Origin of the sequence: Pyxidicoccus fallax (genome assembly GCF_012933655.1) — a bacterium.
GTDB lineage: Bacteria > Myxococcota > Myxococcia > Myxococcales > Myxococcaceae > Myxococcus > Myxococcus fallax.
On sequence record NZ_JABBJJ010000017.1, the window covers coordinates 21,585 to 38,475 of the forward strand.

The 16,891-nt window shown below is 72.0% G+C and carries 10 protein-coding genes; 3 read left to right on the plus strand and 7 right to left on the minus strand.

Features of this window, described 5'->3' with window-relative positions; genetic code table 11:
• Window positions 1-141 precede the first annotated feature (141 nt).
• Entirely contained in the window at window positions 142-2,178 is a 2,037-nt protein-coding gene (locus HG543_RS05645) for a membrane dipeptidase (RefSeq protein ID WP_169343638.1), read from the minus strand.
• Between the two features lie 246 nt (window positions 2,179-2,424).
• Here HG543_RS05645 and surE point away from each other — a divergent pair, with 246 nt between their 5' ends.
• A complete protein-coding gene (surE, locus tag HG543_RS05650) occupies window positions 2,425-3,378 on the plus strand; it encodes a 5'/3'-nucleotidase SurE (protein WP_169343639.1) in 954 nt (317 codons plus the stop codon).
• Here surE and HG543_RS05655 read toward each other — a convergent pair whose 3' ends face one another.
• A complete protein-coding gene (locus HG543_RS05655) occupies window positions 3,379-9,396 on the minus strand; it encodes an ATP-binding protein (protein ID WP_246356786.1) in 6,018 nt (2,005 codons plus the stop codon).
• A 272-nt stretch (window positions 9,397-9,668) separates the two neighbouring features.
• On the opposite strand from HG543_RS05655, the gene HG543_RS05660 reads away from it, so the two are divergent.
• Window positions 9,669-11,114 carry an amidase gene (locus tag HG543_RS05660; RefSeq protein WP_169343640.1) on the plus strand — a complete coding sequence of 482 codons (1,446 nt, stop codon included), beginning with the start codon at window positions 9,669-9,671 and terminating at the stop codon, window positions 11,112-11,114.
• Window positions 11,115-11,329: 215 nt separating this feature from the next.
• On the opposite strand, the gene HG543_RS05665 is transcribed toward HG543_RS05660, so the two are convergent.
• The 5 genes from HG543_RS05665 to HG543_RS05685 form a co-directional block, all read right to left on the minus strand.
• Window positions 11,330-12,280, minus strand: coding sequence for a serine hydrolase (locus HG543_RS05665; RefSeq protein WP_169343641.1), 951 nt, complete (start codon window positions 12,278-12,280; stop codon window positions 11,330-11,332).
• A gap of 10 nt (window positions 12,281-12,290) precedes the next feature.
• Complete coding sequence (locus HG543_RS05670) at window positions 12,291-12,722, minus strand: thioesterase family protein (protein WP_169343642.1); 432 nt, start codon at window positions 12,720-12,722, stop codon at window positions 12,291-12,293.
• Window positions 12,723-12,746: 24 nt separating this feature from the next.
• Window positions 12,747-14,084 carry a hydroxyacid-oxoacid transhydrogenase gene (locus HG543_RS05675; RefSeq protein ID WP_246356787.1) on the minus strand — a complete coding sequence of 446 codons (1,338 nt, stop codon included), beginning with the start codon at window positions 14,082-14,084 and terminating at the stop codon, window positions 12,747-12,749.
• A 271-nt stretch (window positions 14,085-14,355) separates the two neighbouring features.
• Entirely contained in the window at window positions 14,356-15,579 is a 1,224-nt protein-coding gene (locus HG543_RS05680) for a proprotein convertase P-domain-containing protein (RefSeq protein WP_246356788.1), read from the minus strand.
• 47 nt (window positions 15,580-15,626) lie between these two features.
• The gene (locus HG543_RS05685; RefSeq protein ID WP_169343643.1) at window positions 15,627-15,878 is read right to left on the minus strand and encodes a metallothionein; all 252 of its coding nucleotides are present in this window, start codon (window positions 15,876-15,878) and stop codon (window positions 15,627-15,629) included.
• A 133-nt stretch (window positions 15,879-16,011) separates the two neighbouring features.
• Here HG543_RS05685 and HG543_RS05690 point away from each other — a divergent pair, with 133 nt between their 5' ends.
• A complete protein-coding gene (locus tag HG543_RS05690) occupies window positions 16,012-16,794 on the plus strand; it encodes a ceramidase (protein ID WP_169343644.1) in 783 nt (260 codons plus the stop codon).
• Window positions 16,795-16,891: the final 97 nt, after the last annotated feature.

Consider the following 16,891-nt stretch of genomic DNA (forward strand, 5'->3'; position numbering starts at 1 on the left):
CCCCGCGGGTGCGCCGCGCAATGCTCATGAGGCCGCCCCGCCCCCCGACAGGCGCCCCGCGAACACGTCGCGGAGCGTCGGGTGTACGGGGGTGGGCCCTGGACCGCCCCGAAGACGGACCCGGGCCCACCAGCCCGCTCTTCAGCGGCAGGACAGCCAGCTGCACGAGCCGGACAGGCACTCACGCCCGTAGAGGCACGAGGCGCCCTTCGGCTTCTTGTTCATGCACTTGCCGGCGTTGAGGCCCCAGCCGCAGTACTGGGAGGTGGCGCACTCGGAATCCGAGTCGCAGGTGCACAGGCCCACGGCGTCGCAGCCGTCCGCGCTGCACGTGTCGCTGAGACACTCCTCGTCGAAGCGGCACTCCTGGCCCACCTCCTTGGAGTCCGGCGCGTAGTGCTCACCGCACAGCACGGGGTACTGCGCCTCGCGGGTGGCCTTGTCCACGTACGGGGACACGCCGCTGGTGTCGATGTCCGCCGCGGCGTCCGCCATGCCCGAGCGCGTGCCCGCAGCGCGCTCCCACACGCGCAGGAACGACTCCGACGAGCCGGTCAGCGCGGTGGTGTTCGCGCCCACGCGGCCCAGGTCGCGCAGCAGGTCCGGCAGCAGGCCCACGTGCGCGAGGCCGAACTCGTCGAAGGACGTGCCCAGCCGCGCCGGGCCGCCCACGGTCTGCTGCCGCGACTGCGCGTCCGCCTCCGCCTGGAAGCCCGCCGAGCACGCGCCGTGGTCACCGAAGCGCGGCCGCGTCTGCTGGATGAAGCCGTTGAGGTCCGCGCCGAAGGCCATGGGCACCTTCAGGCCCTGGCGGCCGAACTCGTACGCCTGGGCCAGCGAGCGCGTGGAGCCGTGGCAGTTGTTCGCCACGCCCGAGCGCGAATACGCGCGCGTCTCGTCGTGCGCGGTGCGCAGGCCGAAGATGCCGCCCGTCTGGCGCAGGTAGCGCACGGCCCACGACGGCGTCGTCTTCTCGTCGTCCGCCAGCTCCGGGTTCATCACCTCGCGGAAGTGGCCGTGGGAGATGACGAGCGGGTAGTACGCGTTGGCCTGGGCCAGCGCGTACGCGTCATGCAGGCCCTTCTCGGACAGGTGGGCCACGTCGATGAGCATGCCCCGGGTCATCATCGCCTGGAGCAGCGCCTTGCCGTCGGCGGTGAGGCCCTTGGTGTTGCGGCAGTTGCCGGCGGCGTCCTTGTACACGTCGAAGCCGAGCGTGAAGGAGTCCGTCGTCACGCCGCAGTCGTAGTCGATGTGGCAGGTCTCCAGGAACTGGGCCGCCTGGAAGATGGCGTTGTGCAGCGCCGCGCCGCCGAAGCGATTGTCCAGCTGGTGCACCGGCTGCAGCGAGCGCACGCCCAGCGAGTAGTAGCGGTCCAGCTCCGTGCGCCAGTCCCTCGTGCCGAACAGCTTGCTCGCCTCGATGGAGAGCACCATGGCGAGCCGGCCGGAGTTGATGATGTTGCGCGCGTGCGAGGGCGACAGGGCAATCTCCACCCAGTCGTTGTTCGCGTCGAAGGTGCGCGCCATCTGCAGCTGCACCTCCACGTCGGCCATCTCGTCGCAGGGGCGCTTGAGGTTTTGATACGGCAGCGCCTTGCAGAGGAACTCGTTGCTGACGAGCGACACCATCACCAGGGACATGCCGCCCTGGTGCGCCTGCCGCAGCCAGCCCTCCCACGACTGCTGGTGCGCGATGGTGTCCCAACGCGGCCACTGCGTGTGCACCGTGGCGCGGCCCAGGTGCAGGCCGGTGTCGCCCTCGGTGCCCTCAATCTTGCCGATGAACTCCGAGGCCACCGCCCCGCCGATGCCGAAGAAGGCGGACAGGATGGGCACGCCGCTCAGGTCCACGTTGCCCGAGTTGGGGCACAGGTTGAGCATGTTGCTCAAATCCATGCGCACGCGGGCGTGGTCGCTCTCCGGCAGGCCGCCGTCACAGCTCGCCAGCGTGCCCAGGTGGTCCCCGTGGAACCAGCCGCCGCCGAAGGCCTCCTCCGCGAACATGTGGTGATGCAGCTCCGCGAAGCCCGGCACCGCCAGCGGCTGCGACGCCTCGGCCGCCGCTTCCGGCACGGGAGGCGGCGGCGCCTCTTCGACAGGGCCGCAGCCCAGACCGAGGGTGAACGACAACGCGGCCAGCGCACCTGGGCCGGCCAGACGGTGATACCCGGGCATGACGAGGCTCCCTTCTCTCGCTCCGAGAGACGAATGGAACCCACTCTCTTAGTGGAAGCAGTGCCCGAAAGACATGCGAGACACGCAAAACGTGTCCACTGGCATGGAAACATTGCGTCAATCGCAGGCATGGCCTGCGACGTCGCGGGCCGGGCTCCGTTCTCCAGATGAGGCACGGAAATGCGCGGCGCGGGCCCTTGGGGGGACCCGGTACTGGCGTGCGCACGGTGCCTCTTCGAGGAAGACATGCACACCCATCGATTCTTCTCGTTCCTCACCGCGGCGGTGCTCGGGCTGGGGGCTCAGGCCCATGCGGCGGCTCCCGCTGAGCCAGCACGTCCGCTGCGCATCCTCCTGACGACGGATGACGGCATCAACGGCGCGGGGATGCGCATCCTGCGCGACACGCTGTGCGCGGCGGGCCATCAGGTGACGGTGGTGGCGCCCTCGGCGGACCGGAGTGGCAGCAGCGGCGCGCTCACCACCAACGTGGTGATGCGCACCACGCGCGGCGGCTTCCCCTGCGGCGAGGGGACGGGCGCGTCGTGGGCGGTGACGGGAACTCCGGTGGACTCGGTGCTGTTCGGCCTGTCCGTCGTGTTCCGCGAGCAGCGTCCCGACCTGGTGATTTCGGGGATGAACTACGGACAGAACGTGGGGCGCGCGGTGAACCACTCGGGCACCGTGGGCGCGGCGGTGGCGGCGGCGGAGGAAGGCGTGCCGTCCCTCGCGGTGAGCATCGGGCTCAACCTGGCGGACTCGGGCACGGGCTTCTCGCAGACGCTGGCGGCGGCGCCACACGTGGCGACGTACGTGAAGGACCTGGCCGAGCGGCTGCGTGACACGGTCGGCCGCGACGAGCGCCTCTTGCCGGACCGCGTGGCCCTCAACGTGAACTACCCCGTCGTGCTGAACGAGGCCGGGCAGTTCGACCCGGCGCAGGTGGAAGGGCCCACGGTGACATCCGTGGGCCACGCCGAGGTGATTCGGCCCACGTACCTGCCCGTGCCGAACGCGCCGGACACGTACATCGCGCAGGGCCCCATCTGCGGGCTCGCCACCGAGTGCGCGCCGGAGACGCAAGCCGACGCGGACACCTCCGCGCTGGCGCAGGGCGAAATCTCCATCACCCCCCTCGCGGTGGACGGCAATGAGCGCCCGTCGCTGCGGCCCCTGCTGCGCGTGCGGCTGCGCAGGTAGCTACCCGCTTCCAGGCCCACCGAGCGGCAGCTCCACGACGAACGTGGCGCCGCCGCCCGGCGTGTCCTCCACGGAGAGGGCGCCGCCGTGGGCCTCCACGATGACGCGCGCCATCCACAACCCCACGCCCAGCCCGCTGTGGTGGCGCGTGGGGACCGCCCGCTCGAAGCGCTCGAAGAGGCGGGCCCGGTCCTCGGGACGGATGCCCGGGCCATGGTCCACGACGCGCAGCCGGGCCCGCCCCGCCCGCCGCGTGAGCTCCACCTCCACGGGCCGCCCCTGGGCATAGGCCGCCGCGTTCTGGAGCAGGCCCGTCAGCACCTGCCGCACCCGCGCCGGGTCGACGTCGCCGCCCACCCCGTCCTCCACCCGCGCCTCGACTCGCGTCCCGCTCCGCGCCAGCTCGTCCCGCAGCCGCGCCACCGTCTCCAGCACCAGCCCGCCCAGGTCCGTCCGGCTCCGCGCGAGCTGGAGCCGCCCCGTCGTCATCAGCGAGACATCCAGCAGCCGCTCCAGCAGCGCGCGCAGCCGCTGCACCTGGCGGCTCGCCGCCATCAGCTTCTCCTGGACGTTGGCGCGTGAGTCCTCGCTGAGCCCCCGCTCGATGAGGTCCAGGTTCAGCCGGAACGCCGCCAGCGGCGTCTTCAGCTCGTGGCTCGCGGCGGACAGGAACTCGTCCCGCGCCCGGACCGCCTCCCGCAGCGAGGCCTCCAGGGCCTCGCGGGCCGCCACCTCCCGCCGCACGCGCGCCAGCTCCAGCGTGGTCCGCACCCGCGCCCGCAGCTCGCGCGCGCTGAACGGCTTCACCAGGTAGTCGTCCGCGCCGGCCACCATCCCCTCCACCGTGGCCTCCTCCCCCGCGCGCGCGGACAGCAGGATGACCGGCACGGTCCGGGTGCGCGCATCCGCGCGCAGCTCGCGCACCAGCGCGAAGCCGTCCAGCCCCGGCATCATCACGTCGGAGAGGATGAGGTCCGGCCGCCACTCCCGCGCCCGCTCCAGCGCCGCGCTCCCGTCGGCGACCGCCTCCACCCGCGAGACGTCCCGCCGCAAGAGGCCGGTGACGTACGCGCGCAGGTCCGCGTTGTCGTCCGCGACCAGGATGCGCGCCTCCGCCAGCGCCGGGTCCTGCTCCGCGGCAGCCTCGTCCCCGGACTCGGGCTCGGGCGCGCGCGTCCAGTGCCGGAGCTCCTCGACGAAGGGCGCCGCTTCCGCCACCACCGGCCGCGCGCCCACCACGGGCCCGCTCTCCGCCCGCCGGGCCGGGAGGCGCACCGTGAAGGCGCTTCCCTCCCCCAGCCGGCTCGCCACGTCCACCGTGCCCCCATGCAGCGTCACCAACTCCCGCACCAGCGACAGGCCGATACCCGTGCCCTCGTGGCTGCGCCCCCGCGTGGCGCGCACCCGGTAGAAGCGCTCGAAGAGGTGCGGGAGCGCGCTCTCGGGGATGCCCACGCCGGTGTCCCGGACGACGAGCACGACCTGCCCGTCCTCCGCTCGCAGCGAGACGCCCACCTCTCCCTGGTGCGTGTACTTCACCGCGTTGGAGAGGAGGTTGAACAGGACCTTCTCCCACATCTCGGGGTCCACCAGGACGGGCACGGGCAGGGGCGGGCAGTCCACCGTCAGCCGCAGGCCGGCGTGCTCGGCGGCGGACCGGAAGGCGCTCGCCAGGCTCGACGTGAAGGCGGACAGGTCCGTGGGGACGAGGACGGCCTGCGCGCTCCCCGCCTCCACGCGGGAGAAGTCGAGCAGGCCGTTGACCATCTTCGACAGGCGCAGGACGTTGCGCCACACCATGGCGAGCCGCTCGCCGGTGAGCGGCTTCGTCGCGTCCGCCAGCGCGTCCTCCACGGGTCCCAACAGCAACGTGAGCGGCGTGCGGAACTCGTGGCTGATGTTGGAGAAGAAGGCCGTCTTCGCCCGGTCCAGCTCCGCCAGCGACTCGGCCCTGCGGCGCTCATCCGAATAGGCGTCCGCGTTCGCGATGGCCGCCAACACGTGCTCGCCCGCCAGCTCGAAGAACGCGCGGTAGCGCTCGTCGAACGCCCGCCGGGGGCTGACGCCCGCCACCAGGAAGCAGGACGCATGGTCCGCGCCCGCCTTCGCCAGCGGCAGGACCACCGCCGTGTGGGCGGGCTCCGGACACGTCCCTCCCGGAAGCCCGCCGAACCGGCGGACGACGTCCGTCACCACCTCCAATTGGCGGGAGCGCAGCGCGCGGGCCAGCGGCCAGTCGCGTTCCGCGCCGGGCCCCACGAGGTCCACCCCGGCCGGCGCGCCCGCCTCGCCCGGTGACAGCCCGGCGCTCGCGGCGAGCCGCGCGCTCTTCCCGTCCCCGGAGGTGACGTACAGCAGCGCGAAGGGAACATCGGAAGGGTTCTTCTGGAGGACGGCCGCGGCCATCTCCAGGGCCCCCACCCGGGTCCTCGCGTCGGACACCTGTCGCGCCAGCGTGCGCAGCGTCGCGAGCCGCCGCTCGCCCTCCACGCGCTCCGTCGTCTCGACGACGACCGCGAGCATGCCGCCGACACCGCCGGACTCGTCCCGGATGGGGCTGTAGGCCATGGTGAACCAGGCGTTCTCGAGGTAGCCGCTCCGCTCCAGCGGAAGGAGCATGTCCTCCAGCGCCACGGACTCACCGGTCCGCGTCCGCTCGATGAGCGGGCCTATCACGGACCACACCTCCGGGAAGATGTCCCGCGTCGGGGTCCCCAGCGCGGCCGGGTGCTTGCTGCCAATGATGGGCCGGTACCGGTCGTTGTAGAAGAACCGGAACCGCGGCCCCCAGGCGACCACCATGGCGAACTGGGACGACAGCATCATGCCGATGGCGGTCCGCAGGCTCTGCGGCCAGGTGGCGACGGCGCCCAGCTCCGTCTTCGCCCAGTCGGTGGAGCGCATCAGCGCCCCCAGCTCGCCACCGCCCTGCAGGAACTGCTCCCCTGGTGGTCGTGGGAAGCGGGCGCCACCTTCCGGCGCGCGTCCCTCCGGGAGGGATACCGGCACCACGGCCACCGGGAACTGAACGGTGAAGCGGCTGCCCTGCCCCGGGGTGCTCGCCACGTCGATGCGTCCCCCGTGGGCCGCGATGATGCCGTGCGCGATGGGCAGCCCCAGGCCGTGGCCCTCGCGGCCCTTCTGGGCGGTGTGCCAGTGGCGCTCGAAGATGCGCGGGAGCGCCTCGGCGGCGATGCCCGGACCGGTGTCCTCCACGAGGAAGTCCAGCCCTCCCTCGCGGGCGTGGACCCGGAGGGCCACGCGGCCCCCCTCGGGCGTGAACTTGATGGCGTTGGCCAGCAGGTTGGACAGGGCCTGGAAGACGCGCTCCCTGTCACAGACGAGCACCGGCAGCCCGGGCTCGACCTCGAGGTCGAACGCCAGTTGCTTCTCCCGGGCCAGTGGCTCGAACGCCTCGCGGACATCGCGCACCAGCTCCTCCGGCGCATGGGGCTGCCTGTCCAGCGACAGCGTCCCGGTGTCGATGCTCGCCAGATCCAACAGGTCGCCGATGAGCCGCCGCATCCGTCCCGCGGCGCGCCGGATGGAGGCGAGGTGCTTCTTCAGCGAGGCCTCGCCGTCCCTCCCCGCGAGCGCGCGCTCCATCAGCTCCACGGAGGCGAAGACGGACGTGAGCGGCGTGCGCAGGTCATGGCTGACGACGGCGAGCATCTCCTCGCGCGAGCGCGTGGCACGCTCCGCCTCCGCGAGCAGGCGCGTGGCGGCCGCCGCATGCGCGCGCTCGGCGGCGAGCGCCTCGTGGCGCAGGCGGGACAGGGTGAGCTGCGCGTTGACGCGGGCGAGCAGCTCGTTGGCGGCGAAGGGCTTGACGAGGTAGTCGTCCGCGCCCGCCTTCAGCCCGTCCACCGTGGCCTCCTCGCCCGCCCGGGCGGACAGGAGCACCACGGGCGTGGTGCGGGTGCGCTCGTCCGCGCGCAGCTCCCGCAGCAGGCCCAGTCCATCCAGCCCCGGCATCATCACGTCGGAGAGGACCAGGTCGGGAGGCCGTGCGCGCGCCGCGGCCAGGGCCCGCAGGCCATCCCCCACCGCCTCCACGTGCCAGTGCGCGGAGAGCAGGCGCACGAGGTAGCCGCGCATGTCCGCGTTGTCGTCCACCACCAGGATGCGCGCCCCCGTCTGGAGCGTCGACGGCACCGGCCCCGCCGCGCCCTCCTCCGGCGGGGGCCCGGCCGGCGGCGGGGTGCTCCACTGGGTCGCCTCCACGAGGAAGGCCGCGGCCCCGGCGGAATCGAAGGTCCGCGGCCCCGTCGCGGGCGCCCCGGCGGGCAGGTGGGCGGTGCCCGTGGGCAGCGTCACCGTGAAGGTGGAGCCCTCCCCCAGCGTGCTGCGCACGTCCACGGTGCCGCCATGCAGCTTCACCAGCTCGCTCACCAGCGCGAGCCCGATGCCACTGCCCTCGTGGCTCCGGCCGATGGCGCCCTGCACGCGGTGGAAGCGCTCGAAGACGCGGGGCAGCTCCTCGGGGGGGATGCCGGTGCCGGTGTCCCGCACGGACAGCTCCACCCGGCCGCCCAGCCACCGCAGGCCCACGCGGACTCCACCGCGCAGCGTGTGCTTGAAGGCATTGGACAGCAGGTTGAGGACGACCTTCTCCCACGCGGACGGGTCCACGAGGACGGGCTCCGGCAGCGGTGGGCATTCCACGGTGAGCTCCAGGCCGGCGGCCTCCATCGCCGAGCGGAAGGAGCTGGCCAGGTCCGCGGTGAGGGTGGCGAGGTCCGTGGGGACGAAGTGGGCCTGGGCCCGGCCCGCCTCCAGGCGCGCGAAGTCCAGCAGGCTGTTGACCAGCTTCTGCAGCCGCAGTCCGTTGCGGCGCACCAGCGCCAGGCGCTCGCGATGCGGCTCCGGCAGCGGATGCCGCGTGTCCGACAGGCAGTCCTCGACCGGCCCCAGCATCAGCGTCAGCGGGGTGCGGAACTCGTGGGAGACGTTGCTGAAGAAGACCGTCTTCGCCCGGTCCGCCTCCGCGAGCGCCTCGGCCCGGCGGCGCTCCTCCTGCCAGACGCGCGCGTTGGAGATGGCCGTCACCACCTGGTCGGCGGCAATCCGGAAGAAGCCCAGGTAGCGCTCGTCGAGCGGGCGCATCGGGTTCGTCCCGCACACGAGGAAGCCATCCACGTGGGGCTGCCCCGGGCGCGACAGGGGCACGCAGACCGTCGCATGGGGCATGCCCCCCTCCGGGACTCCCTCGGCCCCTGAGGACGGAATGGAGCCCCGGAGGATGGCGGGCTGGCCGGTGCGTGCCACCTGGCCGAGCGGCCACGGCCCCGTCCTGGGCGCGCCCTCCCCCTGCTGGAGGGAGAAGGGCCCCGCCGGCTCCTCGCTCTCGACGAAGCCCGCGGTGGCCACGCGGCGTGCCACCGTGCCGGCCTCTTCCGCCAGGAACACGCGGCAGGAGGGCACGTCCTCGGTGTTGGCGCCGAGGATGCGCGCGGCCACCTCACACGCCTCTTCCGCGGAGCGCGTCTGCGCGAGCGCGGTGCCCAGCTCTCTGAGCGTCCGCAGCTGCCGCGCGTCCTGCACCTGGGCGGTCGTCTCCTGGCACGTCACGAGGACGCCACCCACCCGGCCCGAGTCGTCCGGCACGGGGCTGTACGAGAAGGTGAAGTAGGTCTCCTCCAGGAACCCGTTGCGCAGCATGGGCAGCAGCAGGTGCTCGTTCCAGGTGGCCGGCCCGCCCGCGCGCACGTCATCCGCCTGGGGGCCGATGATGTGCCAGATTTCCTCCCACACCTCCGCCCCGGGCGCCCCGAGCGAGCGGGGGTGCTTGGCCCCCAGGATGGGACGGTACGCGTCGTTGTAGAGCTGGATGAGCTGGTCTCCCCACCAGAGCAGCATGGGGAAGCGGCCACCGAGCACCAGCCCCAGCGCGGTGCGCAGACTCGTGGGCCAGGTCTCCACCGCTCCCAGGGGGGTCCGCGCCCAATCGATGGAGCGCATCAGCGCGCCCATCTCTCCTCCCCTGTCGAAGATGTCGAGGACCTGGTCGTTCGTCATTGAGACCCGAGGGGCTCCTGGCTGGAAGGATCCGGATGCGGCAGGCCCTCTCGTCTAACAGCGGGCCGGGCGGTACAGGACGGCATTTGCCGGCTCCCTCGGGCGTGGGTGCACTGGACGACGGCTCGCCCCCACGGAGGCCGGGCCCGCCGAGCGAGGTCTTGCTTCTCGAGCATGACTGGCCGCGTCAGCGCGAGCCGTCCCGGACCGGGAGTATCGTCGGATTGCGCCCGGAGCGGCTCCTTCTCTCCCCGGAGCGCCAGCGAGGACCCATGCACCTGGATGACTACAGTCGCTATGACGCGGTGGGGTTGGCGGAGCTGGTCCGACGTAAAGAAGTGACTCCCGAGGAACTGGTACGGACGGCGGCGGCCGCCATCGCGCGAGTGAATCCCCGGCTCAACGCCGTCATCGACGTGCGCGAGGCGGAGGCCCTGGACGCGGTGAAGCGGGGCCTCCCGGAGGGGCCCTTCCACGGCGTGCCCTTCCTCATCAAGGACCTGGTGCTCCATGCCGCGAGCGTGCCCACGGACCTCGGCAGCCGGCTGGGCCAGGGGCTGGTGTTTCCGCATGACAGCGCGTTGATGGCGCGCTTCAAGCGGGCGGGACTGGTGCTGCTGGGCCGCACCAACACGCCCGAGTTCGGCAACAACGCCACCACCGAGCCCGTCCTCCACGGGCCCACGCGCAACCCGTGGAACCTGGAGCACAGCCCGGGCGGCTCCAGCGGCGGCTCGGCGGCGGCGGTGGCGGCGGGCATCGTTCCAGTGGCCCACGCCAACGACGGCGGCGGCTCCATCCGCATCCCCGCGTCACTGTGCGGCCTGTTCGGCATGAAGCCCACGCGCGGGCGCATCTCCTTGGGCCCGGACGTGGGCGAGGCGCTCAACGGCATGGCCGGTGAGCACGTGGTGTCCCGCACGGTGCGAGACAGCGCGGCGATGCTGGACGCGACGTGCGAGCCGGAGGTGGGTGACCCCTACTACCCCCCGCCGCCGCAGCGCCCGTTCCTGGAGGAGGTGCGCCGCAAGCCGGGCCGGCTGCGCATCGCGCTGGCGCGCACGGCGGCCGGAGGCGAGCCGGTGAGCCCCGACTGCGTCGCCGCCGTCGAGGACGCGGCGAAGCTGTGCCGGGAGCTGGGGCACGAGGTGGTGGAGGCGAACATCGCGTACGACGCCCGGGCGTTGAACGCGGCGATGACGAAGGTCTGGGCGGCGGCGCTGGCGAACTGGGCGGACGGGCTCAGCGCGATGCTGGGGCGCACGGCGGGGCCGGAGACGTTGGAGGCCACCTCGCTGGCGGCGGTGCAGCTCGGCCGGGACCTCAAGGTGTCGGAGCTCCAGGCGGCGCTGGCGGTCTTCAACCAGGTGTCGCGCTCGGTGGGGGCGTTCTTCGTGGAGCACGACGTGCTGCTGACGCCCACGGTGGCGGTGCCGCCGTACAAGCTTGGATTGATGGACGCGACGGTGCCGAGGGCGCCCGAGGATTGGTACGCGTACGTCTTCGGCTTCTGCCCGTACACGGCGGTGTTCAACGTCACTGGCCAGCCGGCGATGTCCGTGCCGCTCTCCTGGAATGCCCAGGGCCTGCCCATCGGTGTGCAGTTCGCCGGCCGCTTCGCGGATGAGGCGACGTTGTTCCGGCTGGCGGGACAGCTGGAAGAGGCCCGCCCGTGGGCGGGGCGCCGGCCGCCGGTGCACGTCACGCAGGCGGCTTGAGACACGGGCCTACCCATCCTCCAACGATGACCAGGGGCCCGCAGCGGAAACGCGGGCAACTGGCATCACGGAGCACGGCGTTCAGTTACGCATTAGCGAGCCGGCTCAGGGAATGCGCGGCTCCGAAGCTCGGGCTCGGGGGTGTCCTTGACGAACTGGGCGAATGGCACCTGGGCGTTGGACCCGGAATAGACGCTGGCCCGCCCGATGAGGTCTCACTCACAGTCGTAATTGGGCGGAGTGCCCCCATCCGGCACGACGATGGGCGTCGGCCCGCCCTGCTTCGCCAGCGCCTCGCCACAGTCCAGCGCCGTGTCTCCGGAGAGGGCTCGGTAGAGGACGCACGAGGCACGCTCGACGAAGAACGCCTGCCGGGGCCAGTCCGGCCCATGCGCCGCCAGAATCGCCACCGCGTAACGTCCTCCGTCCGGCAGGCGCACCAACCCCACCTCGTTGAGGATGTTGTAGCGCGCATCGTCCGAGCAGCAGCCCGGTGGCAGCCAGCCCGCCTTGTGCCGCAGGGACGCGCGCGCCGCGGGAGGCAGTCGCGTCCCCAGCCAGCCACCACAGCCGTCTCGCGGCGTCAGCTCCATCCACCCCAGCAACCGAGAGGTGGCGGCGGGCTTCAGCAGCTCGCCCTTCTCCAGCCGCTGGAGGAAGGACACCGCGTCCGCCGCGCAGAGATAGTTGTCGTTGTCGAGCGCCCGGGGCGAGTTCGTCGCGCGGCGCGGACGCCCGTAGTTCCACTTCGTGAGCGCGGTGTTCAACAGGCCCAGTGACTGCAGGTACCCGTTGATGGCGTCCGGCCCACCCACCAGGTCGATGACCTGACCGGAGGCCTCGTTGTCGGAGGTGCGGAAGACCTTCTCCGCCAGTGGCGACACCTTCGCCACGTCCGCCTTCTTCAGCGCGGCGGCCACCCAGAACACCTTCGCCGAACTCGCGGAAATGTGCGGCACCGTGTCCGCACTGCCCGCGTACTCCCCGGTGCGCAGGTCCTTGACCGCGATGGCCACGTCGGTGCCGGGAGTAATGCGCGCGGCCTCCTCGACCAGCGAGTCCACCACGGTCCGCAGGGGCACGTGGCGGGTGCCCGCGTCGGCGGGTTCAGCCGCCAGGGCCATCACCGCGACGAGACTCGAGACGACACACACGAAGGTTCGCATGGCGGCTCCCCTACCCCACCGAGATGCGCGCGAGCGCATCCCGCAGCCGCTCGGGCATGGCCACGGCCTTGCGTGTCTCCCGGTCCACGAAGACGTGCACGAAGTACCCGTGGGCGGCGGCCTGAGACTCGCCCTCCTTGAAGATGCCGATGCCGTACGTCACCGAGCGGTTGCCCAGCTTGTCCACGCGCAGCCCCGCGCGCAGCCGGTCCGGGTACGCGAGCGGCGCGCGGTACGCGCACTTCGACTCCACCACCAGCCCGATGACCGGGCCCGCATGGATGTCCAGCCCGCCCTCGTGGATGAGGAAGTGGTTCGCGACGGTGTCGAAGTAGCTGTAGTACGTGACGTTGTTGATGTGGCCATACACGTCGTTGTCCATCCACCGGGTGGTGATGGGCAGGAAGTAGCGGTAGCGGTCGTCGGACTCGACTTCGGACACGGCGGTGGTCTCCCCGGAAGTGGACTACCAGTAGCTCAGCGCGTGACGGAACAGGTCCGTGAGGACGGGCCGGGACATCTCCCGGGGCGCGTTCTGCAGCAGGCGCTGCTGCGGGAAGGCGCCCTCCGTGAGGGCCGCCACGTCGGCCTCGGTGTACCCGACGCCACCCAGCCCGTTGGGCATGCCCACCGCGCGCATGATGCGGATGACCTCCCGGGCCAGCACCTCGCCCGCGTCCTTCGGCGTGGCGCCGCGCGTGTCCGCGCCCAGCCCCTGGGCGGCCTCCAGGTGCCGCTCGGGGCTGACCTCCGCCGTGTAGCGGAACACCGCCGGAGCGTTGACGATGACGGCCATGCCGTGCGGCACCAGTGGCTCGCCGTCGGGATAGCCGGACGGGCGGAAGTCACGCACCAGCCCGGCCACCGCGTAGGCCATGCCGTGCGGCGCGTGGACACCCGCGTTGCCGAAGGCGATGCCCGCGAGCGTGGCGGCCCACATCGTCTGCTCGCGGGCCTCCGAGTCGCTCGCGTCCTTCACCGCGCGCTCCAGGTACAGGCCCATGAGGCGCAGCGCCTCGCGGCAGCCCAGGTCGCTCCATGGGTTGGCGCCCTGGCTCATGGGCCGCAGGCTCGGTCGCGCGGGCGCGGGACGGCGCACGTACGGGCGCGCCGTGTACGACTCCAGCGCGTGGGACAGCACGTCCAGCCCGCTGGCGGCCACCACCTCGCCGGGCAGGCTCGTGGTGCAGTCCGGGTCGATGAGCGCCTCCGTGGGCCGCAGCGCCGGTGACGCGATGCCCGTCTTCGCGGAGATGGAGAGCAGGTCGAAGATGGTGATGCCGGTGACCTCGCTGCCCGTGCCGGACGTGGTGGGGCACGCGATGTGCGGCTTGAGCGGGCCGGGCACCGGCTTTCCCGCCCCCACCGGGGCGTTGACGTACGTCAGGAAGTCCGCCGGATAGGTGGCGTAGAGGTTGGCGCCCTTGCACGTGTCGATGACCGAGCCGCCGCCGAGGGACACGTACCCGTCCGGCTGGACCTCCGTCGCGAAGCGCGCGGCGGCCAGGAAGGACTGGTCCGTGGGCTCGATGTGCACGTCCGTGTAGACGACCACGTCCAGCCCGGCGGCGAGCAGCGACTGGCGCACCTTCTCGAAGAAGGGCAGCCGCGCCACGCGCGCGTCGGAGAACAGCGCCACGCGCTTCATCCCCAGCGCGCGGGCCCGGTCCCCCACCTCCGCGAGGCACCCGCGCCCGAAGGTGACGCGAGACGTGTCCACGGTGAAGGCGTTGTCGCAGCCCTCGCCGACAGGGTGGTAGTGGCAGCAGCCCATCGCGTCCTCCAGCGCCGGTTGACGGCGCAATCTACCGCGAAGGCGCGTGGGGCCCCGGCTGGTTTTCGCCGGCCCGCGTAAAGCTTTCCCTGCTTGACGCTCGGCACAACCCAAGCCGGCGCACCTACGCACGCCGGCCCGGACCGCGGCATCGGTCGTCGCCGCGGTCCGGCTTCAGCATCCACGCGCGCGGCGTGCCACCACCGCCCGTGAGTCGTCGCCGCGGTCCGGCTTCAGCGTCCACGCGCGCGGCGTGCCGCTTCCCACGCCAGCCCGGACCGCGGCGCGCCGCTTCCCCGCGTCAGTCCCAGCGGCTGTTGAGCTTCAGCTTCCACGAGCGCAGCGTGCCGCTGCCCACGCCGGACGGGTTGGTGACGCGCAGGCGCCAGCGGCCGTTGACGGAGCTGTCGCGAGAGATGCCTCGCGTCACGGAGATGCGCGAGGGCGGCGTGCCCTCGTTCGGCCCGTCCCACAGCAGCGCCGTGTCCCCACCCGGGTCCACCAGCGTCAGCACCAGCCGGTGCGCCGAGGAGTGCGCCACGTCCACTTCCACGATGATGTCCTCCGGCACCGTGGCCAGCCCCACCACCACGTTGGCGGACTCCACCAGCGCGGTGGAAGCCGGCAGCGCCACGTCCGCGTACTGGGTGAACTCCCCGGTCATCCACGCCGGCCGGCACCAGCCCTCGGACGCACCGGACGGGATGCCGTGGCAGGACAGCCCGGACTGGCACGGCGCGAAGACGGAGCACGTATCGCCGTCACCCGCGATGGGCGCGGTGTTCCGGCAGCGCCCGTAGGAGCTGGAGCCGTCATTCGGAATGCCCTCGCAGACGAGCCCCGCCGCGCACGTCGTGTCGATGGTGCAGGGGTCACCCTCGGGCACCAGCGTGGACATCGCCGTCTTGAACTGCTGCATCACGGTGCCGTCCACGTTGGCCAGCCGCGACAGCTCCACCATGTGGGCGATGGGGCGCGCGGCCAGGATGTCCTGCACCGCCAGCGGCGCAATCCCGTACGTGGTCTCCAGGGAGGAGGCGCTCTCCGTGTTGGCCAGCTTCAGCGTGCGCCGCGCCTCGGCCAGCGTGAAGGGGAGCCCGTCGAAGTGGCCCACCAGCGCGTCCAGCGGCAGCTCCGTCACGCGGCCGGTGCCCCGGGCGTACCACTCCAGGTCCGCGAGCGTGGCCGGGCCCACGTAGGCCACCGCGTCCACCTGGGCGATGGAGACGAAGCGGCGGTCATCCGCCGTGTGCTCCACGCCATCCGGCCCCGCGCGCCAGGCAATCAGCGCCTGCGCGGCGCGCACGTCCAGCGGCACCTCGTTGTCCAGCACCGCCACCGTGGTGGACCCGTCATTCAGGAAGGCGAGCACGCCCGTGGAAGCGGGCGTCCCGTCGGCCAGCGCCTGCGACTGCGACACCGCGAGCGACGCGCCAGGCTCGTTGGAGGACACGGGGCTCCCGCAGCTCATCAGGAGGGGAAACCCCACGGACACGGCGAATACCAGGGAAGATCTGGAGGTCATGCCTCCCGTCTACCCCAGGTGGCACCGCGAGTGTCATGCCATCTTCGTCACTGGGCGGGCGCGTGGTCCGCGTTGTCGACGATGGAGCGGGCCCCGGCGGAGTTGGCGCAGTGGGCGCAGCAATAGAAGGTGTTGTTGGCCTCGATGCCGTGGCCCAGCACCTTGCAGCCGCAATGGTCGCAGATGGGGGCCAGCTTGTGGATGGCGCACTCGAAGCTGTCGAAGGTGTGGGTGACGCCAGCGGTGATGACCTGGAAGGCCAGGTAGTAATCGTTGCCGCAGACCTCGCACTTGGCCATGGGAGCCTCCTCCCGGGAAGAGTGGCCACCGTCACGCGTCCCGGAGGGGCCCGGGCGCGCGGCCGGCTTCCTCCCGGGGCGGGCCTTCCGACGCTCGCCGGCCCGCCCGGGCTCGGCTACCGTCCGCCGCCCTATGTCGGCAACCACGGTGGGCTTCTGGGGCCCGAGCACCTCGTCGGTGGACTGGTGCGAGACGAACTACGAGCACCTCCACCATGTCGCCGAGCTCTTCAACTCGGCCTCCAGCCTCGTCCTGGTGCTCGTGGGGCTCGCCGGCCTCGTGCTCCACCGGCGCGTGCTGGAGCGGCGCTTCCTCCTCGCCTTCGCGCTGCTGTCCGTGGTGGGCGTGGGCAGCACCGCGTTCCACGCGACGCTGCTGCGCGAGTACCAGATGCTGGACGAGCTGCCGATGCTCTACCTCGCCATCGTCATCGTCTACATCCTCCTGGAGAACCGGCCCCAGCGCCGCTTCGGCGTCTGGTTCCCGCTGCTGCTGCTGGCGCACGCCGTGTTGGTGACGTACCTGACGGCCTTCACCCGGGGCACTGTCCAGTTCTTCCTCTTCCAGGTGAGCTTCGCGTCGCTCGAGTTCTACGCGCTCGGCCGCACCTACTTTCTCCAGCGCAAAAGCCCCGACGCGCGGGTGAAGCGCCTGTTCCGGCTCGGCATCGGCGCGTACGCGCTCGCCATCGTCCTGTGGCTGAGCGACATCCAGTTCTGCCCCACCCTCAACCAGGTGCTCCCCGCGCACGGCGTCCCCAACCCGCAGTTCCATGCGTGGTGGCACGTGCTCGTCTCCTTCGGCTTCTACGCACTCCTGCTCGTCATCGCGTACGACAGGCTGACGACGCTCGGGCGGCAGCCCCGCCTCGCCTCCGGCCCCGGACGGATTCCCCGCGTCCTGGGCACACCTTGACCCGCAGGGCCCCACACCCCGAGTCAAGACGCCAGTACAGTCACAATGTACTAATGCCATATGGTTGACGTTTGGAGGCGCCGCGTCGGAGAGTGTG

Coding starts and splice junctions, on each gene's coding strand:
- HG543_RS05655 (WP_246356786.1), bottom strand. CDS start 9,396: ATGACGAACGACCAGGTCCTCGACATCTTCGACAGGGGAGGAGAGATG.
- HG543_RS05690 (WP_169343644.1), top strand. CDS start 16,012: ATGTCGGCAACCACGGTGGGCTTCTGGGGCCCGAGCACCTCGTCGGTG.
- surE (WP_169343639.1), top strand. CDS start 2,425: ATGCACACCCATCGATTCTTCTCGTTCCTCACCGCGGCGGTGCTCGGG.
- HG543_RS05680 (WP_246356788.1), bottom strand. CDS start 15,579: ATGACCTCCAGATCTTCCCTGGTATTCGCCGTGTCCGTGGGGTTTCCC.
- HG543_RS05645 (WP_169343638.1), bottom strand. CDS start 2,178: ATGCCCGGGTATCACCGTCTGGCCGGCCCAGGTGCGCTGGCCGCGTTG.
- HG543_RS05665 (WP_169343641.1), bottom strand. CDS start 12,280: ATGCGAACCTTCGTGTGTGTCGTCTCGAGTCTCGTCGCGGTGATGGCC.
- HG543_RS05685 (WP_169343643.1), bottom strand. CDS start 15,878: ATGGCCAAGTGCGAGGTCTGCGGCAACGATTACTACCTGGCCTTCCAG.
- HG543_RS05660 (WP_169343640.1), top strand. CDS start 9,669: ATGCACCTGGATGACTACAGTCGCTATGACGCGGTGGGGTTGGCGGAG.